General features: G+C 70.4%; 18 protein-coding genes. 10 read left to right on the plus strand and 8 right to left on the minus strand.

Annotation, left to right across the window (positions count from 1 at the left end):
- Positions 1–422: 422 nt before the first annotated feature.
- Positions 423–656: a hypothetical protein gene (locus ACGFNH_RS10395; protein ID WP_393652630.1), complete on the plus strand. Its 234-nt coding sequence runs from the start codon at positions 423–425 to the stop codon at positions 654–656.
- 240 nt (positions 657–896) lie between these two features.
- Positions 897–1,898, plus strand: coding sequence for a 1-aminocyclopropane-1-carboxylate deaminase/D-cysteine desulfhydrase (locus tag ACGFNH_RS10400; protein WP_393652631.1), 1,002 nt, complete (start codon positions 897–899; stop codon positions 1,896–1,898).
- Between the two features lie 88 nt (positions 1,899–1,986).
- Here ACGFNH_RS10400 and ACGFNH_RS10405 read toward each other — a convergent pair whose 3' ends face one another.
- Positions 1,987–3,573 carry a Na+/H+ antiporter gene (locus ACGFNH_RS10405; RefSeq protein WP_393652632.1) on the minus strand — a complete coding sequence of 529 codons (1,587 nt, stop codon included), beginning with the start codon at positions 3,571–3,573 and terminating at the stop codon, positions 1,987–1,989.
- 93 nt (positions 3,574–3,666) lie between these two features.
- Here ACGFNH_RS10405 and ACGFNH_RS10410 point away from each other — a divergent pair, with 93 nt between their 5' ends.
- The 3 genes from ACGFNH_RS10410 (at position 3,667) to ACGFNH_RS10420 (ending at position 5,567) form a co-directional block, all read left to right on the plus strand.
- Entirely contained in the window at positions 3,667–3,927 is a 261-nt protein-coding gene (locus ACGFNH_RS10410; protein ID WP_393652633.1) for a UBP-type zinc finger domain-containing protein, read from the plus strand.
- A 240-nt stretch (positions 3,928–4,167) separates the two neighbouring features.
- Entirely contained in the window at positions 4,168–4,581 is a 414-nt protein-coding gene (locus ACGFNH_RS10415; protein ID WP_360846160.1) for an anti-sigma regulatory factor, read from the plus strand.
- A 101-nt stretch (positions 4,582–4,682) separates the two neighbouring features.
- On the plus strand, positions 4,683–5,567 hold the full coding sequence (locus tag ACGFNH_RS10420; RefSeq protein ID WP_393652923.1) for an RNA polymerase sigma factor SigF: 885 nt from the start codon (positions 4,683–4,685) through the stop codon (positions 5,565–5,567).
- Positions 5,568–5,713: 146 nt separating this feature from the next.
- On the opposite strand, the gene ACGFNH_RS10425 is transcribed toward ACGFNH_RS10420, so the two are convergent.
- Complete coding sequence (locus ACGFNH_RS10425; RefSeq protein WP_393652634.1) at positions 5,714–6,148, minus strand: hypothetical protein; 435 nt, start codon at positions 6,146–6,148, stop codon at positions 5,714–5,716.
- A 78-nt stretch (positions 6,149–6,226) separates the two neighbouring features.
- Between ACGFNH_RS10425 and ACGFNH_RS10430 the strand changes: the two genes are divergently transcribed.
- Positions 6,227–7,195, plus strand: a complete 969-nt coding sequence (locus tag ACGFNH_RS10430; RefSeq protein ID WP_393652635.1) for a diacylglycerol/lipid kinase family protein — start codon at positions 6,227–6,229, stop codon at positions 7,193–7,195.
- A 318-nt stretch (positions 7,196–7,513) separates the two neighbouring features.
- Positions 7,514–7,771, plus strand: coding sequence for a WhiB family transcriptional regulator (locus ACGFNH_RS10435; RefSeq protein ID WP_003983230.1), 258 nt, complete (start codon positions 7,514–7,516; stop codon positions 7,769–7,771).
- 237 nt (positions 7,772–8,008) lie between these two features.
- Here the strand turns inward: ACGFNH_RS10435 and ACGFNH_RS10440 are convergent, their stop codons facing one another.
- The 6 genes from ACGFNH_RS10440 to ACGFNH_RS10465 all read right to left on the minus strand — a co-directional run bounded on the left by ACGFNH_RS10440 (position 8,009) and on the right by ACGFNH_RS10465 (position 15,967).
- Positions 8,009–9,478: a sensor histidine kinase gene (locus tag ACGFNH_RS10440; protein ID WP_393652924.1), complete on the minus strand. Its 1,470-nt coding sequence runs from the start codon at positions 9,476–9,478 to the stop codon at positions 8,009–8,011.
- A gap of 435 nt (positions 9,479–9,913) precedes the next feature.
- Positions 9,914–10,984, minus strand: coding sequence for an SIS domain-containing protein (locus tag ACGFNH_RS10445; protein ID WP_393652636.1), 1,071 nt, complete (start codon positions 10,982–10,984; stop codon positions 9,914–9,916).
- 44 nt (positions 10,985–11,028) lie between these two features.
- Positions 11,029–12,615 (minus strand): glycoside hydrolase family 3 protein, encoded by a 1,587-nt coding sequence (locus tag ACGFNH_RS10450; protein WP_393652637.1) that lies wholly within the window; start codon positions 12,613–12,615, stop codon positions 11,029–11,031.
- A gap of 9 nt (positions 12,616–12,624) precedes the next feature.
- Complete coding sequence (locus tag ACGFNH_RS10455; protein WP_393652638.1) at positions 12,625–13,521, minus strand: carbohydrate ABC transporter permease; 897 nt, start codon at positions 13,519–13,521, stop codon at positions 12,625–12,627.
- Complete coding sequence (locus ACGFNH_RS10460; protein WP_393652639.1) at positions 13,518–14,567, minus strand: carbohydrate ABC transporter permease; 1,050 nt, start codon at positions 14,565–14,567, stop codon at positions 13,518–13,520. Before ACGFNH_RS10460 ends, ACGFNH_RS10455 begins: the two co-directional genes overlap by 4 nt.
- Before the next feature lie 98 nt (positions 14,568–14,665).
- A complete protein-coding gene (locus tag ACGFNH_RS10465) occupies positions 14,666–15,967 on the minus strand; it encodes a sugar ABC transporter substrate-binding protein (RefSeq protein WP_393652640.1) in 1,302 nt (433 codons plus the stop codon).
- A gap of 305 nt (positions 15,968–16,272) precedes the next feature.
- Between ACGFNH_RS10465 and ACGFNH_RS10470 the strand changes: the two genes are divergently transcribed.
- The 3 genes from ACGFNH_RS10470 (at position 16,273) to ACGFNH_RS10480 (ending at position 19,613) form a co-directional block, all read left to right on the plus strand.
- Positions 16,273–17,046 carry a GntR family transcriptional regulator gene (locus tag ACGFNH_RS10470; RefSeq protein WP_393652925.1) on the plus strand — a complete coding sequence of 258 codons (774 nt, stop codon included), beginning with the start codon at positions 16,273–16,275 and terminating at the stop codon, positions 17,044–17,046.
- A gap of 150 nt (positions 17,047–17,196) precedes the next feature.
- On the plus strand, positions 17,197–19,410 hold the full coding sequence (locus ACGFNH_RS10475; protein WP_393652641.1) for a carbon starvation CstA family protein: 2,214 nt from the start codon (positions 17,197–17,199) through the stop codon (positions 19,408–19,410).
- Positions 19,407–19,613, plus strand: coding sequence for a YbdD/YjiX family protein (locus ACGFNH_RS10480; protein WP_393652642.1), 207 nt, complete (start codon positions 19,407–19,409; stop codon positions 19,611–19,613). The genes ACGFNH_RS10475 and ACGFNH_RS10480 overlap by 4 nt, the downstream gene beginning before the upstream one ends.
- The last annotated feature ends 7 nt before the right edge of the window (positions 19,614–19,620 follow it).

Raw genomic sequence — 19,620 nt, forward strand, 5'->3', positions numbered from 1 at the left:
CCCCATTCCCAACGCAGGCTTCTCACCTGCCGGTTCATCGTGACAGGCGGGCTCCTCGGCGGGCCATTACACAAATGAGTGGGAATAGACGGCCCCGGTCCGGGGAGAGCCGTGATCCGGAGTTCCCGCCGCCGCTTCCGACCCATCGGTGCTTCCGCTTCCGCTCGCCGGTCCGTCCGCACCGGCCCGTCCGCACCGGCCCGCCGTGCCGTCCGCTCGCTACCCCCGCACACCCTCGGAGGAGATCGGAGGAGACCGGCACGGCGCCGTACCCCGATGCGCCGCAACCACGCCAAAGCCCATGAATCTCTGCATACCGGTCCTACCCTGGGGAACCCGGACGGCGACGCAGCCGTTGTCCGGACCGAGGGACGGGGGCCAGCCGCCTCCGCCCCGGCCGTACCAATGAGCAGGAGGCAGTCATGGCAGGGTTCCTGGACCGCGCCAAGGAGCAGGCGCAGCGCGGGCTCGAGCAGGGCAAACAGAAGCTCGACGACGTGCAGGCCCAGCGGGCCGGAGGCGACCTGCTGAAGAAGCTGGGCTCCGCGTACTACGAGCAGCAGCACGGCAAGGGCACCCCCGAGGAGACGCAGCGCGCCATGGAGGCCGTGGAGAGCCACGCCTCCACCCACGGAGACGGCTTCCTGCGCGGCTAGCGGACGACCACCGGCACGCGGCCGCGTCATCCCGGCGCCGACCGCGCCCAAGGCGTCTCACGACGTGGGCACGCCGGCCCGACGTGCCACGGCATCCGCCGAAGTCGCGCGTGCCCGTACGGCGCACCCATGCCGTACGGGCACGCCACCCCGACCCTCGTACGGTGCCCCCGGTGCCGCATGTGCGCGCATGACCCACGTGCCGTGACGGTGCCTTCCGCAGCACGTGACAATGGCCCGGTGAGCGCTTCCGCAAGCGAACCCGCACCGGCTGCCGCCCCCGGCCCCGAGGCGCTCGACGCGCCCGGCCCGGAGGCGCTCGACGCGCGGCTGCCGTCACCGCTGCAGGAGATCGAGGACGAGCGGTTCGCCCGGGCCGGCGTCCGGCTCCTCCTCAAGCGGGACGACCTCATCCACCCACTGCTCCCGGGCAACAAGTGGCGCAAACTGGTGCCGAATCTGCGCGCCGCCGCCGAGCAGGGCCGCACCGCGCTGCTCACCTTCGGCGGGGCCTACTCCAACCACCTGCGCGCCACCGCGGCCGCGGGACGGCTGCTCGGCCTCTCCACTATCGGGGTCGTACGCGGCGCGGAACTCGCCGACCGCCCGCTCAACCCGTCCCTCTCCCGCTGCGCCGCGGACGGCATGCGCCTGATCTTCATCGACCGCGCCACCTACCGCCGCAAGACGGAGCCCGAGGTGCTGGACGGTCTGCGCGAGCGGTTCGGGGACGTCTTCCTGATACCCGAGGGCGGCAGCAACGCCCTGGCAGCGCGCGGCTGCGTCCGCCTCGGGCGCGAGCTGCGCGGTGCCGCCGGGACGGTGGCCGTCGCCTGCGGCACGGGCGGCACGCTGGCAGGTCTGGCCGCGGGAGTCGACGCCACACAGACGGCACTCGGCTTCCCGGTCCTCCGGGGGAACTTCCTGGAGCGGGAGACGGAGCGGCTCCAGGGCGAGGCGTTCGGCGCCCGTACCGGCCGCTGGCGGCTCGACGAGCGCTTCCACTGCGGTGGCTACGGCCGTACGAACCCGGAACTCCTCGCATTCGCCGAGGACTTCGAGGCCCGGCACGGCGTGCCCGTCGAGCGCCTCTACGTCGCCAAGATGCTTCTCGGCCTCACCACGCTTGCCGGGGAAGGCGCGTTCACACCCGGCACCAGCGTCGCCGCGGTCGTCACGGGCCCCCCGTCCTCACCGCCCGTGGCCACGGCCCCAGCCCCAAGCCCCGCAGGAACGCCCTGAGGACCCGCGTGGCCCCCTGAGGACCCCGGACCGCAACGTCCGCCCCAGGAACCCGGTTCCGCCCCCCCCCTGGGCGCCGGAGCCCGCCTCACTGCGTTGCGTCCTCCTGGTAGAGCGCCGCCGCCTCCTCGAGGTCCAGTCTGCGCAGCAGCGTCCGCAGCATCTCGTCGTCGATCCGCCGCTCGTCCCGCTGCCGTACGAGGGAGTCGCGCTCGGCGGCGATGACCTCCCGCGCCAGCCGCCGGTACGTCTCGTCCGCCGACTCCCCCGTCGCCTCGTTGACCGTGCCCAGCCGCTCCCAGACCGCGTTCCTGCGCCGCTCCAGCACCGAGCGCAGCCGGTCCACCAGCGGCTGCGGCAGCGCATTGCGCGGATCGGCGAGGAGGTCCTCGAGCCGCTGCTCGGCGGCGCGCGACGCCGCGTTCTGCGCCTGCGCCTCGGACAGCGTCTCCCGGTAACTGTCGCGCCCCGGCAGCCCCAGGACCCGGATCAGCGGCGTAAGGGTGAGCCCCTGCACCACCAGCGTCCCGATCACGGTCGTGAACGTGAGGAACAGCAGCAGGTTCCGGCCGGGGAAGGGATCCCCGTCGACCGTCACCGGGATCGCGAAGGCGATCGCGAGCGAAACCACGCCCCGCATGCCCGTCCAGGACACCACGAAGGGGTACCTCCACGGCGGGGGCCCGTCCGGATCGCGCAGGCCGCGCAGATAGGCCGTCGCGTAGACCCATACGAAGCGCCCGGCGACGATGGCGAGGAACACCACGGCCGCGTAGATCGCCATCTCCCCCGGCTCGTAGGCGCCGAGGTCGCTGACCACCACCCGGAGCTGCAGCCCGATGAGCGCGAAGACCGACGACTCCAGCAGGAAGGCGACCATCCGCCACACCGCCGCCTCCTGGAGACGGGTCGCGAAGTCGACCTGCCAGGAACGGTGCCCGAGGTAGAGACCGACCACCACGACCGCGAGAACGCCCGAGGCATGCACTTCTTCCGCGACCGCGTACGCCACGAACGGGATGAGCAGCGACACCGTGTTGAGCAGCAGCGCGTCGCGCAGCCGCGTCCGCAACCACTGCAGCGGCCCCATGAGCACCAGGCCGACGCCCACGCCGCCGACGGCCGCGAGCGCGAACTCGGTCAGTCCGCCCGCCCAGGTGGCCCCTTCGCCGACGGCCGCGGCGAGTGCGACCTTGTACGCGGTGATGGAGGTCGCGTCGTTGAAGAGCGACTCGCCCTTGAGGATCGTCGTGATCTTGGCCGGGAGCCCGATCCTGCGGGCGACGGCGGTGGCAGCCACGGCGTCCGGCGGGGCGACGATCGCGCCCAGCACGAGGGCGGCCGTCAGTGACACCCCGGGCACCATGGTGTAGACGACCCAGCCGATGACCGCCGTCGAGAACAGCACGTACCCCACGGAGAGCAGCAGCACGTGCCGCACCTGGGCGCGCAGATCGAGATACGAGCTGTCGAGCGCCGCCACATGGAGCAGCGGGGGCAGCACCAACGGCAGCACGATCTCCGGATCGAGCGTGTAGTCCGGCACTCCGGGGACGAAGCTCACGGCGAGGCCGACGGCGACCAGCACCAGCGGTGGCGGCACGGGGGTGCGGCGTGCGGCGCCCGCGACGGCCGCGCTCACGGCGACCAGCAGCAGAAGCGGAGTTGCGTCCATCAATACCCGTTCCGTCTCGTCCGTCACTGCCCGTCGCCGTGCGCCAGGCCGGGCCTCCGCGTTCCGCGCGCGGAGGTCTTAACCTTGGCAATCATGAGCGAGTGCCCCCATGTTCCCGGACTCCCCCGCCCCGAGCCCTCGGCGGCCGGCGAGACCTGCCTGGCCTGCCGGGCGGACGGCAGCGACTACGTACAACTGCGCCTGTGTCTGCAGTGCGGTCACGTGGGATGCTGTGACTCGTCGCCGTCGCGGCACGCGACGCGGCACTTCGAGGACACGGGACACCCGGTGATGCGCTCCTACGAGCCGGGCGAGAGCTGGCGATGGTGTTTTCTGGACCAGACGATCATCTGATCCCACGCCGCTCCAACCGGAGTCGGATCTCTTTGAATTGAGCCTGCCGTCCCTCTAGCCACTGTCCGTACCCGCAGACTTACAATGAGTGACGCTCCTCGGTCCGTGAGACCTTGACCCGCGGATCGCGATAGCGTCGCAGCCGAACCATGTGCCGCGTCGGCCCGCTTCCGCTTCCGAGCGGGGCGCGGGACGGCGTTCATACCAGCTCAACGAGCTTGTGCCACCTTGGAGGTGAGGGTGTCCCAGATCGCAGGCGAGCCCGGGACCCAGGACTTCGTAGAAGTCCGGCTGCCGGCTGCGGGTGCCTACCTTTCGGTGCTGCGTACGGCCACGGCCGGGCTTGCAGCGCGCTTGGACTTCACCCTCGACGAAATCGAGGATCTTCGCATCGCTGTCGACGAGGCGTGCGCGATCCTGCTCCAGCAAGCCGTTCCAGGATCGGTGCTGAGCTGCGTCTTCCGCCTGGTGGGCGACGCGCTGAGGGTCACCGTGTCGGCACCGACCACGGACGGCAGAGCGCCGGAGCGCGACACGTTCGCCTGGACGGTGCTCTCCGCACTGGCCGGTGAGGTGGAGTCGACGGTCGCCGAGGACCGGACCGTCAGCATCAGCCTGCACAAGAAGCGCGGCGCGGGTCCCGGACAGCCGTGAGGGACGGGACGGGCAGGCCGATGCATGACGAGAGGCATGTCTCGCGGGTGGTGCCGGGCACGGCCATTCCCGAGCAGCCGCAGGCAGAGCGGGCGGACCACATGGACCAGCACCAGCGCGAGCAGCAGCCGGACCAGCACCGGCGCGAGCCCGGCCAGCAACGGGAGCACGAGCACCGCCGGCCGGAGCCGGAGCATGCCTACGAGCACGAGCACGGCCAGCTCCCGGACCCGCACGACCGCAGCGGTGCCCGCGCCATGTTCTTCGAACTGCGCGAGCTGCCCGACGGCTCTCCCGAGCGCGCCGAGCTGCGCAACCACCTCGTACGGATGCATCTCCCGCTGGTCGAGCATCTGGCCCGCCGGTTCCGCAATCGCGGGGAACCGCTGGACGACCTGACCCAGGTCGCCACGATCGGTCTGATCAAGTCGGTGGACCGGTTCGACCCGGACCGGGGCGTGGAGTTCTCCACGTACGCGACCCCGACCGTCGTCGGCGAGATCAAGCGGCACTTCCGCGACAAGGGCTGGGCGGTCCGGGTGCCGCGCCGTCTGCAGGAGCTGCGGCTCTCGCTGACAACCGCGACGGCCGAGCTGTCGCAGCGCCACGGGCGCTCGCCGACGGTCCACGAGCTGGCCGAGCACCTCGGCATCTCGGAGGAGGAGGTGCTGGAGGGCCTGGAGTCCGCCAACGCCTACAGCACGCTGTCGCTGGACGTGCCGGACACGGACGACGAATCACCGGCCGTCGCCGACACCCTGGGCGCCGAGGACGACGCCCTGGAGGGCGTGGAGTACCGCGAGTCGCTCAAGCCGCTCCTGGAGGAACTGCCGCCGCGGGAAAAGAAGATCCTGCTGTTGCGCTTCTTCGGAAACATGACCCAGTCGCAGATCGCGGCCGAGGTCGGCATCTCGCAGATGCACGTCTCGCGGCTGCTGGCCCGCACACTGGCCCAGCTCCGCGACCGGCTCCTCGTCGAGGAGTAACCCCGTGCGCGGGCGTACGGCGCCCGCGCACGGCGTACGCCCCGGATACGCGCCCACGGAGAGGCCGGCGATCGGCATCAGCCGCCGTCCCGGGCATCGGGATCAGGCACTGCCCGGCCGTGACGAGCCGTGGTGAGGAGCGGGGGTCAGGCGTCGCGGGGCGCGATCCCCAGCGCCTCGGTCGCCGTGGGGTTCACCAGCAGGACCAGGACGGCCACGGCGAGCGCCGCGAGGGCGACCCCCGCGGCGATCATCGCCCCGCCGGTGCTGATCAGCGTCCACGCGACCGGCACGGCCATGATCTGGACGATCAACGCCGGCCCCCGGCTCCAGCGGCGCCGCAGCAGCAGTCCGCGCGCCGCGGCCAGCGGCAGCACGGCGAGCGCGAGCAGGGTGATCCCGCCCATCTCCGCCTGCTGCGGGCTGTCCGGGTCGCCGACGAGCCCCATGAGGAGCAGATAGGCGCCGAACGCGGCGAGCGCCACACCCTCCACCGCCGCCAGCGCTGCTGCGGCCGTCAGCCGCGCCGGGCGCGGGCCGGTAGGGGCGTCGTCGGGGGCCTGCTTCTGCTCGCTGCTCACCCCAGCAGGGTAGCCCGCGGTGCATACGATCCCTTCCCGGGCTGGGCCCCGTACCACGGGGTAGGTAGTCTGCTGCGCATGCGCGCGCTCCTCGTGGTCAATCCGGCGGCAACCACCACCAGTGGACGCACCCGAGACGTCCTCATCCACGCGCTGGCGAGCGACCTCAAGCTGGACGTCGCGATGACGGAGTACCGGGGCCATGCCCGGGACCTGGCGCGGCAGGCGGCCGAGGGCGGCGAGACCGAACTCGTCGTCGCGCTCGGCGGGGACGGCACCGTCAACGAGGTCGTCAACGGGCTGCTGCACCACGGCCCCGCGCCCGAAGCACTGCCGGGGCTCGCGGTTGTGCCGGGCGGCTCCACCAATGTGTTCGCGCGCGCCCTCGGAGTGCCGAACGACCCGATCGAGGCGACCGGCGCTCTGCTGGACGCCTTGCACCGGCGCACCGAGCGGACCGTGGGTCTGGGCCTCGCGTCCGGAACTCCCGGCACCAACGACGGCGGAGTACCTGCCCGCTGGTTCACCTTTTGCGCTGGATTCGGTTTCGACGCCGGAGTTGTGGGACGCGTCGAACAGCACCGCGAGCGCGGCCGCCGTTCGACCCATTCCCTTTATGTACGCCAAGTCCTACGGCAATTCCTCGGTGAACCCCATCGCACCCAGGGGACGATCACCCTGGAACGGGAAGGCGCGGATCCCGTCCACGACCTCGTGCTGTCGATAGTCTGCAACACCGCGCCCTGGACTTATCTGGGCAATCGCCCGGTGTACGCGGCGCCCGCCGCGTCCTTCGACACCGCTCTCGACGTGCTCGGACTCAGCCGGCTGTCCACCGCGGCGGTGGCCCGATATGCCACGCAGCTCCTCATGTCCTCGCCCGAGCGCGGGCCCCGCGGCAAGCACGCCGTCTCGCTCCACGATCTGACGGACTTCACCTTGCATTCGCAGGTTCCACTGCCCTTTCAGATGGACGGTGACCACCTGGGACTGCGTACGAGCGTGACGTTCACAGGCGTACGCCGTGCACTGCGTGTGATTGTGTGAGCGGAAGAGGCAAAAGTCCTTCCACTCGAACGTTTAGACCAGCTTCCACCCCTCGGAAGTACGGCTGTGACCGAGGCGACACCAAGGAATCAAAAAAAACTTTCCAGAAGGGGTTGTATCCGCCGCCGAGGTTTGCGAGTCTCTTCATGGCGATCGGGACGGCCCCGCAAGGCGGCCCCCTTGAGAGCCCGAATCCCCCTCACTCCCCCTGGGACCGCACCAGGTAACTGGACGACGGCCCCTTCTGTTGTGAAGGGATTCGTGAAAGCGTTCACATTCACAAGCAATCAGCTGGTAATACAAGGAGATGGAGCAGCCATGGACTGGCGTCACCGCGCCGTTTGCCGCGAGGAAGACCCCGAGCTCTTCTTCCCCATCGGCAACACCGGTCCTGCGCTGCTGCAGATCGAGGAAGCCAAGGCCGTCTGCCGTCGCTGCCCCGTGATGGAGCAGTGCCTGCAGTGGGCGCTGGAGTCCGGCCAGGACTCCGGTGTGTGGGGTGGCCTCAGCGAGGACGAGCGCCGCGCGATGAAGCGCCGCGCCGCTCGCAACCGGGCGCGCAACGCCAGCGCCTGACACCAAGCCCCTGTGCCAGGGCGGCGCGTACGGCGTGTGCGCACCTCCCGCCCCCCGAGTCGCAGCGCGCAGCACGCACTGAGCCCCGGACCGATCGGTCCGGGGCTTCTTGCTGTGCGTCATGACACATCGGCAGCGGTTCGCGAAGGGCCGGGGTGCGGAAGGCGGAGGCCCGCGAGGCCGAAGTCCGCGCCGAAACCGGCCGGTTCGGCCCCGTCGGGCCCGGATCGCTCCGGTTCAGTGCTTCTCCGCCCGGACCGGGACGTCCAGGACCACGCGCGTGCCGCGCCCCGGGGCGGGGAGCATGTCGAACGTCCCGCCCAACTCCCCCTCCACCAGGGTCCGTACGATCTGCAGGCCGAGATTGCCCTGCTGCTTCGGGTCGAAGCCCTCCGGCAGCCCGCACCCGTCGTCCTGCACCGTCACCAGGAGCCTGGCCTCGCTGCGTGTCCCTCCGCGGACGGCCGACACCTCCACCGTGCCGGACTCCCCCGGCCCGAAGCCGTGTTCCAGGGCGTTCTGCAGAATCTCGGTGAGAACCATCGACAGCGGTGTGGCGACTTCGGCGTCGAGAATGCCGAAGCGGCCCGTACGGCGGCCGACGACCCGCCCCGGTGAGATCTCCGCCACCATGGCCAGCACGCGGTCCGCGATGTCGTCGAACTCCACGCGCTCGTCCAGGTTCTGGGACAGCGTCTCGTGCACGATGGCGATCGAGCCGACCCGGCGCACCGCCTCCTCCAGCGCCTCCCGCCCCTGGTCCGAGTCCATCCGCCGGGCCTGGAGGCGCAGCAGGGCCGCCACGGTCTGGAGGTTGTTCTTCACCCGGTGGTGGATCTCCCGGATGGTGGCGTCCTTGGTGATCAACTCTCGCTCACGGCGGCGCAGTTCGGTCACGTCGCGGAGCAGGACGAGCGAGCCGATTCGGGTGCCCTTGGGCTTGAGCGGGATGGCGCGGAGCTGGATGACGCCGCCGTTGCCCTCGACCTCGGTCTCGCGCGGCGCCCAGCCGCTGGCGAGCTTCACCAGGGACTCGTCCACCGGCCCGCGGGAGGGGGCGAGTTCGGCGGTGGTCTGGCCCAGGTGGCAGCCGACGAGATCTGCCGCGAGACCCAGCCGGTGGTAGGCGGAGAGGGCGTTCGGGCTGGCGTACTGGACGATGCCGTCGGCGTCCAGGCGGATCAGGCCGTCGCCGACACGCGGCGAGGCGTCCATGTCGACCTGCTGTCCGGGGAAGGGGAACGATCCTGCGGCGATCATCTGGGCGAGATCGGACGCGCTCTGGAGATAGGTGAGTTCGAGCCGGCTGGGGGTCCGCACGGTCAGCAGATTGGTATTGCGCGCGATCACCCCGAGGACGCGGCTCTCCCGGCGTACGGGGATGGACTCGACGCGGACGGGGACCTCCTCGCGCCACTCCGGGTCGCCCTCGCGCACGATCCGGCCCTCGTCGACCGCGGAGTCCAGCATGGGGCGGCGGCCGCGGGGAACGAGATGGCCCACCATGTCGTCCTGGTAGGAGGTGGGGCCGGTGTTGGGCCGCATCTGCGCGACGGAGACATAGCGGGTGCCGTCCAGGGTGGGCACCCACAGCACCAGGTCGGCGAAGGAGAGGTCGGAGAGGAGTTGCCACTCCGATACCAGCAGGTGCAGCCACTCGAGGTCGGACTCGGTGAGCGCGGTGTGCTGGCGGACAAGGTCGTTCATGGAGGGCACGTGTGCGAGCCTACCGGTGTTGCGGTCGTGCGAATCTCCGCGAATCCTGGGCCAACTCATAGACAGACAAGAATGGTCTAGTCCACAATGAAACAGTAAAACGTCCATCCTCCCCGCACAGGAGGGTGGCAGGAGGGCACGGTGCTCTCTGCCCTGACTGCGCCGTGGCCTCGTTGCCGGTACGACCGCCCGCGAGGAACCGCACACCCCGCGGCCCGGTCCGCCGGCGTCAACTCCGGGCTGCGGTGCCGGACAGGTTGAGGGTCCTGTCCCGGCGCCGCGGCCCGCGGGTGTTTCCGGGGCCGGTGCCCCGCACCGCCGAACGGCCGGTGCCCCGCAGCGCCCGAGGGACCCCGGTCCCGCCGAGAGGCCGGTGCTCCGTCTCACAGCGGCCCCGGTGCCCGTCCCGCCGAGAGGCCGGTGCCGTCAGCGCGTCTCGGTGACCTTCGCGAGAGCCCGCGGTGCGTCCGGGTCCTGCCCGCGCGCGATGGTGACCTCGTACGCCAGCATCTGCAGCGGCAGGATCTCCAGGATCGGCTGGACCTCCTCCGCCACCCCCGACGTCGGCAGCGCGAAGCCCGCGGTCGCCTGGTCGACCTTCGCCCGGCTGCCGATGACGACCAGATCCGCACCTCGGCTGCTGAGCCGGTCCAGTACGGGCTGCAAGGCCTCGCCGCCCTTGCCCTCGGTGACGATGGCGATGACCGGCGAGATGTTGTCGATCATGGCGAGCGGGCCGTGCAGCAGGTCCGCGCCGGAGTACGAGAGCGCCGGGATGTAGCTGGTCTCCATCAGCTTCAGCGCGGCTTCCTTCGCGGTGGGGTAGCCGTAGCCGCGCGAGGTGAGGACCATGCGCTCGGCGAACCGGTAGCGGCCGGCCAGCGCCTTGACCTCGTCCTTGCGGTCCAGGATCTGCCGCGCCAGTTCGGGAAGGACCTTGGCCGCCGAGCCGTCGCCGCCGCGCAGCCCCTCCACGAACAGGTAGAGGGCGAGGAGTTCGGCGGTGTAGGTCTTGGTCGCCGGGAGCGCCTTCTCCGGGCCCGCAAGGACGTCGATGTGGAACTCGGACACCTCGGCCAGCGGCGAGCCGGCGTTGTTGGTGACCGCGAGGGTGATCGCCCCGGCGTCGCGGGCGGCCTCGGTGGATGCCACCAGGTCCGGGGAACCGCCGGACTGGCTGACCGTGATGACCAGAACGTCCGTCAGATCCGGCGTGGCGCCGTACGCGGTCGTGGTGGACATCGACGTCAGGCCGCACGGCTTGCCGAGCAGCACCTCCAGCAGGTACTTGGCGTAGAGCGCCGCGTTGTCGGAGGTGCCGCGCCCGGTGAGCAGGACGAAACGCGGGTTGCGGGCGGCGATCCGCTCCGCGACCTCCCGGATCCTCGGCGCCCCCTCGTCGAGGATCCGCTGCAGCACCGCGGGCTGCTCGGCCATCTCGCCGGACATGATCCGGCCCGGCTGGGAACTCGGCTGGGTCGGAGTCGTGGCGGACATGCTGGGTGCCTCCAGTCGGCTGTTCGTGTCGCAGTCCGCGGGCGTCAGTTTCCGGCGCCCTTGCCGGTGATGACCTCCGCGGCGGCCCGGCCGCAGACGCGAGCAGCGCCGTGCGTCGCGATGTGCAGAGCTCCGCTCGGCGGTGCCTGGGGAACCCCCATCTCGACCACGACCGTGTCCGGCCGGGCGGCGACGAGGGAGGCCAGTGCGCCGGCCATCCAGGGGTGCCGGTGGACGTCGCGGACCACAGCGACGATCCTACGGTCCGCCGCCTCGGCCAGCACACGCGCGATCACGGCGGCGGGCCCCTCGTCACCCGTGCCGGGGCGGCCGTACGAGCCGGTGCCGGTGCCGGGCAGCATCCGCGCCAGCTCGGCCCCGACGCCCCAGGGGGTCTCGGCGCCGACGGCGATGTTCGCGACCGGGGTGAACGCGGCGACGAACACGGGCTCGCGGGCGGGTTCGTACGCGTCCGCGCCCGTGACGCGCAGGGCGCGGCGGGCGGCGTCCAGGCCCACCCCGGGCTCCGCCGCTCCCCCGGCGCCCGCTCCCCCGGCGGCCGTTGGGGCGGCGGCCGTTCCGGCACCGCCCGATTCGGCGGCGGCCGTGGCCGTCCACGCGGCGAGGGCGCGTACCCGGGCGGCGGCGTCCGCGAGCCGCTCCTCGGCGAGCCGCCCTTCCCGTACGGCCCTCACCAGGGCGTCGCGCAGCCGCAGCACGGTGTCCTCGTCCGCGAGGCCGCCACCGACGCAGATGGCGTCCGCGCCCGCCGCGACGGCGAGCACGCTGCCGCGCTCAAGGCCGTAGGTGGCCGAGATGGCACGCATCTCCATGCCGTCGGTGACGATCAGGCCGTCGAAACCGAGGCCGCCGTCGTGGGCGGGGGCGCGGAGCAGGCCGTGCAGCACCTCCGGGCTGAGGGTGGCGGGCCGGTCCGGGTCGAGGGCGGGCAGCAGGATGTGCGCGCTCATCACGGCCTTGACGCCGGCTCGTACGGCCGCGCGGAAGGGGACGAGTTCGCGGGCGCGCAGGGTGTGCAGATCCGCGGCGACGCGCGGCAGGTCGTGGTGGGAGTCGACGTCGGTATCGCCGTGGCCGGGGAAGTGCTTGGCGCAGGCGGCCACGCCCGAGGACTGGAGACCTTCGATGTACGCGGCCGTGTGGCGGGCGACGAGGTCCGGCTCCGCGCCGAAGGAGCGGACGCCGATGACCGGGTTGTCCGGGTTGGAGTTGACGTCCGCGGAGGGTGCCCAGTCGAGGTTGACGCCGCACTCGGCGAGCCGCCGGCCCAGCTCGCGGGCCACGGACCGGGTCAGCGCGGTGTCGTCGACGGCGCCGAGGGCGAGGTTCCCGGGGAAGGAGGAACCGCTGCGGACCTCCAGCCGGGTGACGTCCCCGCCCTCCTCGTCGATCGCGACGAGAACGTCGCCGCGCTCGGCGCGCAACTGTGCCGTGAGCTCGGCGAGTTGGCCGGGAGAGGCGATGTTCCGGCCGAACAGGCCCACCGCGGCGAGTCCTTCGCCGAGCCGGCGCAGCACCCAGTCGGGGGCGCGCGTGCCGGTGAAGCCCGGCTGGAGGACCGCGAGGGCGTCACGGGTGAGGGTGCTGGTTCCTGGAGCGAGGGTCGTCATGGAGTGCCGTTATCCCTTCACTGCGCCGGAGGTGAGGCCCGCTGCCATCTTCTTCTGGATGATCATGAAGAAGATCACCACCGGGAGGGCGATGAGTACGGAGGCGGCCATGAGCGCGCCGTAGTCGGTGCCGCGCTCGGTGGTGAAGGTCATCAGCCACACGTTGAGTGTGTACTTGTCGTTGTCGTTCATCAGGACGTACGCGAAGAGGTACTCGTTCCAGGCGTTGACCAGGGCGAAGATCGACGCCGCGGCGAGACCGGGGGCCAGCAGCGGGAAGACCACCCGCCGGAATGCTCCCATCCGGGTGCAGCCGTCGACCATCGCGGCCTCCTCCAGCTCCACCGGGATGTTGACGACGAAGCCGCGGATCATGATGACCGCGAACGGCAGCGTGGAGACCAGATAGACGATGATCACGCCCCAGTACTCGTTGAGCGCGCCCATCGCGTTGAGCTGGATGTAGATGGGGATGAGCATCGCCGTGGGCGGCAGCATCTGGACCATGATCAGCACGATCAGCAGGGCCTTGCGGCCGCGGAACCGGAACCGGCCGATGGCGAAGGCGGCGAGCGTGGCGATCACCATGGCCCCGGCGACCGCCGTCACGCAGATGATGAGGCTGGCCTGGATCGCGGTGGTGAAGTTCTCCTGCCGCACGGCCCGCGCGAAGTTGTCGAGGGTGAACGAGGAGGGCCACAGCGTCTGGTCGTAGCTGCGGATCTGGTGGTTGGGGCGGAGGGCGCTGACCAGCAGCCAGTAGACGGGGAAGGCCATCACGAGGAAGGCGGCGAGGCCGAGGACGTCGTGGACCGGCCGGTGCTTCCTCCGGTCCGGGCGCAGGATCTGCGGGGCAGGGGGCTCGGGGGCGCGGAGAGCGGGGGCAGCGGGCGCGGGGGCGGTCACTCGACCTCTCCTGTCTTCATGAGCTGGCGCAGGTAGTGGACGGCGACACCGGACAGCAGGAGGACGGTGACCAGGGCGATCGCGGTGCCCTGGCTGAAGGAGGTGGACTCGAAGGCCTTGCTGAACGAGTAGAGGCCGAGGGTCTCGTACTCCGGCTCCGGCTTGTTGCCGCGCAGCAGGAAGATCTGGCCGAAGACGTTGAAGTCCCAGATCACCGAGAGCGTGGCGACCATCTGGAAGACGGGCCGGATGACGGGCCAGGTGACGAATCGGAAGACACCGAAGGCGCCGGCTCCGTCGAGCTGGGCCGCTTCCTCGAGTTCGCCGGGGACCTGGGTGAGGGCGGCGTACAGCGTGATCACGACGAAGGGGAGGGCGCCCCAGACCACCAGCGCCACGATGATCGCGAATCCCTGCCAGGGGTCGAGGAACCAGTTGTGACCGAGGAATTCGACCCCGGGCAGCGCGTCGATCAGCGTGTTGATCAGGCCGTAGTCGGAGTCGGACAGCCACCGGAAGACGGAGGTCGCGACCAGCAGCGGCATCGACCAGGCGGCGACGAGAGCGCCGGTGAGCAGCAGCCGCACCCAGGCCGACAAGCGCTGCATCAGCAGGGCGCCCAGCAGCCCGAGCCCCATGGTCAGGGCGACGCAGACGGCCATGAAGAGCACCGTGCGGCCGGTGACCGTCCAGAACTCGGCATCGCCGAGGATGTGCGTGAACTGGTCGAACCCCACCCACGGCGGGGGATTCCCGGTCCACAGCTCCCGTCGGCCCATGTCCTGGAAGGACATGATCACGGTCTTGACGAGGGGGAAGGCGAAGACCGCGCCGATCGCGACGATCGCCGGGGCGACCAGCAGATACGGCAGCGCGGCGCCCGCCCGCCGGCCGCGGCGCGTCCCCCCGCCCGCGCCGGGAGGACTCCCGTACGGCTTCCGGCCCCCGTACGGCCTCCGGCTCCCGGGTCGCCGGGGCCCCGGGGGTACGGGCGCCCGGGACGCGCCGGGCGGAGGTCCGGCGGCTCGTGTGTCGGCGGCAGTCACGGGGCTGACCTTCCGTTCGGTCTCTGCACGGCAAGGGCGGGGGCGGGCGGAGGCCCGGAGAGCGGGCCCCCGCCTGCCGCGGGGCACGGCACAGCGGCTCAAGATCCCTTGTTGATCAGCTCGTTGACCTTCTCGTCGGCCTTCTTCGTCGCGTCGGCCACCGAGGAGCCCTTGAGGATGTCGAGCAGCATCACCTCGAGGACCTCCTCCTTCTCGATCGCCGTCCAGCCGGGGGCGATCGGGGTGAACCAGGCGTCCGGCACCGCGCCCGCGATCGCCGCGGTGGACTCCTTCCGCTTCAGCGGCTCGAGTTGGCGCGTGTTGTTGGGGAGGATGTCCTTGGAGGCCAGGACCTCCTGCGACTTCTCGCTGGTGAACAGGGAGATCCACTCCTGGCCGAGGTCCTGGACCTTGGACTTGGAGACCACGGCGAGGTCGGAGCCGCCGATGAAGGACGGCAGGGCCTTGCCGCCCGGCCCGGGCATGCCCGCCGTTTTGATCTTGTCCTTGAGCTTCGGGTTGCCGTTGGCCTTCCCGTCGATGACGCTGCCGGCCTCCCAGCCGTTGCCGTAGAGGAGGGCGGCCTTCTCGTTCGCCATCACATTGGCGTGGTCCTGCTCGTCCTTGGTCACGTCGCCCTTGTTGTACTTCTTGACGAGGTCGATGAAGTGGGCGATGCCCTGCTGGGCCTCGGGGGAGGAGAGCGTGGCCTTCCACTCCTTCGCGCCCTCGTCGTACGCGGCGATGCGACCGCCGTAAGCGGCGACGTAGGACATCGCGGCGTACCAGTAACGGCCGGGCAGATAGAGGGAGGAGAAGCGCCTGTCCTTGGTGCCGTACTCGTCCCGGACCTTGTCGACGGCCTTCAGCAGGGCGTCCTCGCTCTGCGGGAGCTTGTCCGAGCCGGTGGCCTTCCTGAACATCTCCGTGTTGTAGACGGCCACGCGCGCACCCGCGTAGTACGGCACGCAGTACTGCTTGCCCTCGAAGGCGCAGGTGTCCTTGAGTCCCTGGATCCAGGTGTCGGAGTTGTCGTACTTCTCGGGGTCGATCTCCGCGAGCGCCCCGTTCAGGATGTACGTCATGGTCTCGGTGTTGCCGAGTTCGACCACGTCCGGGAACTTCTCGCCGCCGAGTGCGGTGTCCAGCTTCTTGGCCTTGTCGGCCCACTGCTGGTACTGCACCTTGACCGTGACCTTCGGGTACTTCTTCTTGAACTGCTCGTTGACGTCCTCGACCAGTTCGGGCCAGGTGCTCTGCGCGTCGACCATCAGCCAGACCGTCAGCGTCTCGCTGCGCTCCTTGGGGTTCTTCGACGCCCCGGAGTCCCCCGACCCGCAGGCCGCGACGCCGGTGACCAATGCCGCGACGCCGACAGCCGCGATGAGCTTGCGTCTCACGCCACCCTCCTTCAAGGGATGCCAGACTCCCCACCCCCTTCAGTGCGCCGAGCCGAGATCGACTCGTTACGGACGCGCACCGTGTGTGGCTCGGGGACGTGGTCTTTAATGGTTTAGACCAGTGCTCGGCAGCTTGGCCTAGACCTTTTGGGGTGTCAAGGGTGTATAAGAGTCGCTGTCGGCTCCGTTACCGGACCGACACCTGAGCCGAATGGCCGCCTGAGGCCGGGGTCGTGCCACGATGTGAGCCGCTGAGGACGGAGGAGCCGGTGACGGCAGCAGGACAGCACCCGGGAAGGCTGGCCATGGAGACGGACGGGGAGAACGCCGAGAGCAACGGCACCAACGGCGCCATGCCCACACGCAGCGCCCGCGTGCCCAAGTACTACCGGCTCAAGCGCCACTTGCTCGACATGACCGAGACGCTGCCGCCCGGCACACCCGTCCCCCCGGAGCGGACCCTCGCCGCCGAATTCGACACCTCGCGCACCACGGTGCGCCAGGCGCTGCAGGAACTCGTGGTCGAGGGACGGCTGGAGCGGATCCAGGGCAAGGGCACGTTCGTCGCCAAGCCCAAGGTCTCCCAGGCGCTCCAACTGACCTCCTACACCGAGGACATGAGGGCCCAGGGCCTCGAACCGGCCTCCCAGCTGCTGGACATCGGCTACGTCACCGCCGACGACCGTCTGGCGGGCCTGCTCGACATCGCGCCGGGCGGGCGCGTGCTGCGCATCGAGCGGCTGCGGCTCGCCAACGGCGAGCCGATGGCCATCGAGACCACCCATCTGTCGGCCAAGCGCTTCCCGGCCCTGCGCCGCAGCCTCGTCAAGTACACCTCGCTCTACACGGCGCTCGCCGAGGTCTATGACGTGCGCCTCGCGGAGGCCGAGGAGACCATCGAGACCTCGCTGGCCACACCGCGCGAGGCGGGGCTGCTGGGTACGGACGTGGGGCTGCCGATGCTGATGCTGTCGCGGCACTCGCTCGATGCGGAGGGGCGGCCCGTGGAGTGGGTGCGGTCCGTCTACCGCGGCGACCGGTACAAGTTCGTGGCCCGTCTCAAGCGTCCGCACAACTGATCACAGCCGTACCCTCACCCGCCCGCGACCTGCGGGTTCAGCAAATGTATCCGTTCCGGTATGAGGACGGGTGGTGACGGTTCCCTCCGTACGGGCTTAGATTTCCTGCGCGTTGCACATGAGTCGCCGGAGGGACGGAGAAACGTTGCCATGCCAGATCCAGCAGCACCACCGCAGGCACCCCAGCGCAGACTCACCCCGCAGGCCATAGCGGTCTGGGCGGTTGTCGCCCTCGTCGCCGCGGCCGGCTGGGCCGTGCTGGCACTGGCCCGGGGTGAAGAGATCTCGGCGGCCTGGATGGTGGCGGCGGCACTCGGCTCGTACGCCATCGCGTACCGCTTCTACGCGCGGTTCATCACCCATCGGGTCCTGAAGGTCGACAAGACCCGGGCCACGCCGGCCGAACGCCTCGACAACGGTGTCGACTTCCACCCCACCGACCGGCGCGTGCTGTTCGGTCACCACTTCGCCGCGGTGGCGGGCGCGGGTCCGCTGGTCGGCCCGGTCCTCGCAGCTCAGATGGGCTATCTGCCGGGCACCATCTGGATCATCGTCGGTGTCATCTTCGCCGGCGCGGTGCAGGACATGGTGACGCTGTTCTTCTCCATGCGCCGCAACGGCCGGTCACTCGGGCAGATGGCGCGGGACGAGATCGGCCCGTTCGGCGGCGCCGCCGCCCTGGTCGCGGTCTTCGCGATCATGATCATTCTGCTGGCCGTGCTGGCGCTGGTGATCGTCAACGCCCTGGCCAACTCGCCGTGGGGCGTCTTCTCCATCGGCATGACCATTCCGATCGCCCTGTTCATGGGCTTCTACCTGCGGGTGCTGCGGCCGGGAAGGGTCACCGAGGTCTCCGTGATCGGTGTCGCGCTGCTGCTGCTCGCCATCATCGCGGGCGGCTGGGTCGCCGAGTCCCCGGCTGCCGACTTCTTCACGCTCTCGCCGGGTGCGCTGGTCGTCTGGATGGTGATCTACGGCTTCGTGGCGTCGGTGCTGCCGGTGTGGATGCTGCTGGCCCCGCGTGACTACCTCTCGACCTTCATGAAGGTCGGGACGATCGCGCTGCTGGCGCTCGGCGTGATCATCGCGCTGCCGACCCTGAAGATGGAGGCGGTCACGCCGTTCGCCTCCAGCGGTTCCGGACCGGTCTTCGCCGGCTCGCTCTTCCCCTTCGTCTTCATCACCATCGCCTGCGGCGCGCTGTCCGGCTTCCACGCCCTGGTCTCCTCGGGCACCACCCCGAAGATGATCCAGAAGGAGACGCAGGTCCGCATGGTCGGCTACGGCGCCATGCTGACCGAGTCCTTCGTCGCCGTGATGGCGATGATCACGGCCTGCATCATCGACCCGGGTCTGTTCTTCGCGGTCAACTCCCCTGCGGGCGTGATCGGTTCGACGGTCGAGTCCGCCTCGCAGGCCGTGGCCGGGATCGGGTTCACCATCTCGCCCGAGGAACTCGCCGCGGCCGCCAAGTCGGTGGACGAGGCGAGTCTGCTGTCCCGTACGGGCGGCGCTCCGACCTTCGCCCTGGGCATGTCGGAGATCTTCTCCTCGGTCGTGGGCGGCGCGGGGCTCAAGGCCTTCTGGTACCACTTCGCGATCATGTTCGAGGCGCTGTTCATCCTCACCACGGTGGACGCGGGCACCCGGGTCGGGCGCTTCATGCTCCAGGACATGCTGGGCAACGTCTACAAGCCCTTCCGCCAGGTGAGCTGGAAGCCGGGCGTCTGGATCGCCAGCGCGGTCGTCGTCGGCGGCTGGGGCTACTTCCTGTGGGTCGGCGTCCACGACCCGCTGGGCGGCATCAACCAGCTCTTCCCGCTCTTCGGTATCGCCAACCAGCTGCTGGCCGCGGTCGCCCTGGCCGTCTGCACCACGCTGCTGATCAAGTCCGGACGCCTCAAGTGGGCCTGGGTGACGGCGGTTCCGCTGGTGTGGGACGTGGCGGTCACGCTCACCGCGAGCTGGCAGAAGGTCTTCTCCGAGGACCCGAAGATCGGCTTCTTCAAGCAGGTGAGCGTCAACCAGGACGCCATCGACGCCGGGAAGGTCCTGCCACCCGCCAAGAACATGGACGACATGCACACGATCGTCACCAACGCCACGGTCGACGGTGTGCTCGCCGCCCTGTTCGCGCTCCTCATCATCGTGGTGATCGCCGACGCGGCCCGGGTCTGCTACAAGGCGATCCGCAACCCGCAGAGCGCGCAGCTCCAGGAGGTGCCGCACGAGGAGTCGAAGATCGTCGCCCCCGCCGGGCTGTTCGCCACCAAGGCGGAGAAGGCGGAGCTGGTCGCGGCCGGAGTCGGAGCCGGGGACGGCGAGGCGGAGGGCAGCGACCGTACGGCGGAGCCCCGGCCATGAGCACCGCGGCCGGTATCCGCAGGGCGGCGTCGAGGTTCCGCTGGTTCTGGCGCGAGGCGTCGGGCGAGGCCACGTACGACCGGTACGTGGCGCACGCCCGGGCACACGATCCCGAGGCGAAGGTGCTCAGCCGCAGGGAGTTCGAGCGGCAGCGCACCGACGCGCGGGAGGCGGACCCCCGGGACGGCTTCCGCTGCTGCTGAGCGCCGG

This window comes from Streptomyces sp. NPDC048639, assembly GCF_043199075.1.
Lineage (GTDB): Bacteria > Actinomycetota > Actinomycetes > Streptomycetales > Streptomycetaceae > Streptomyces.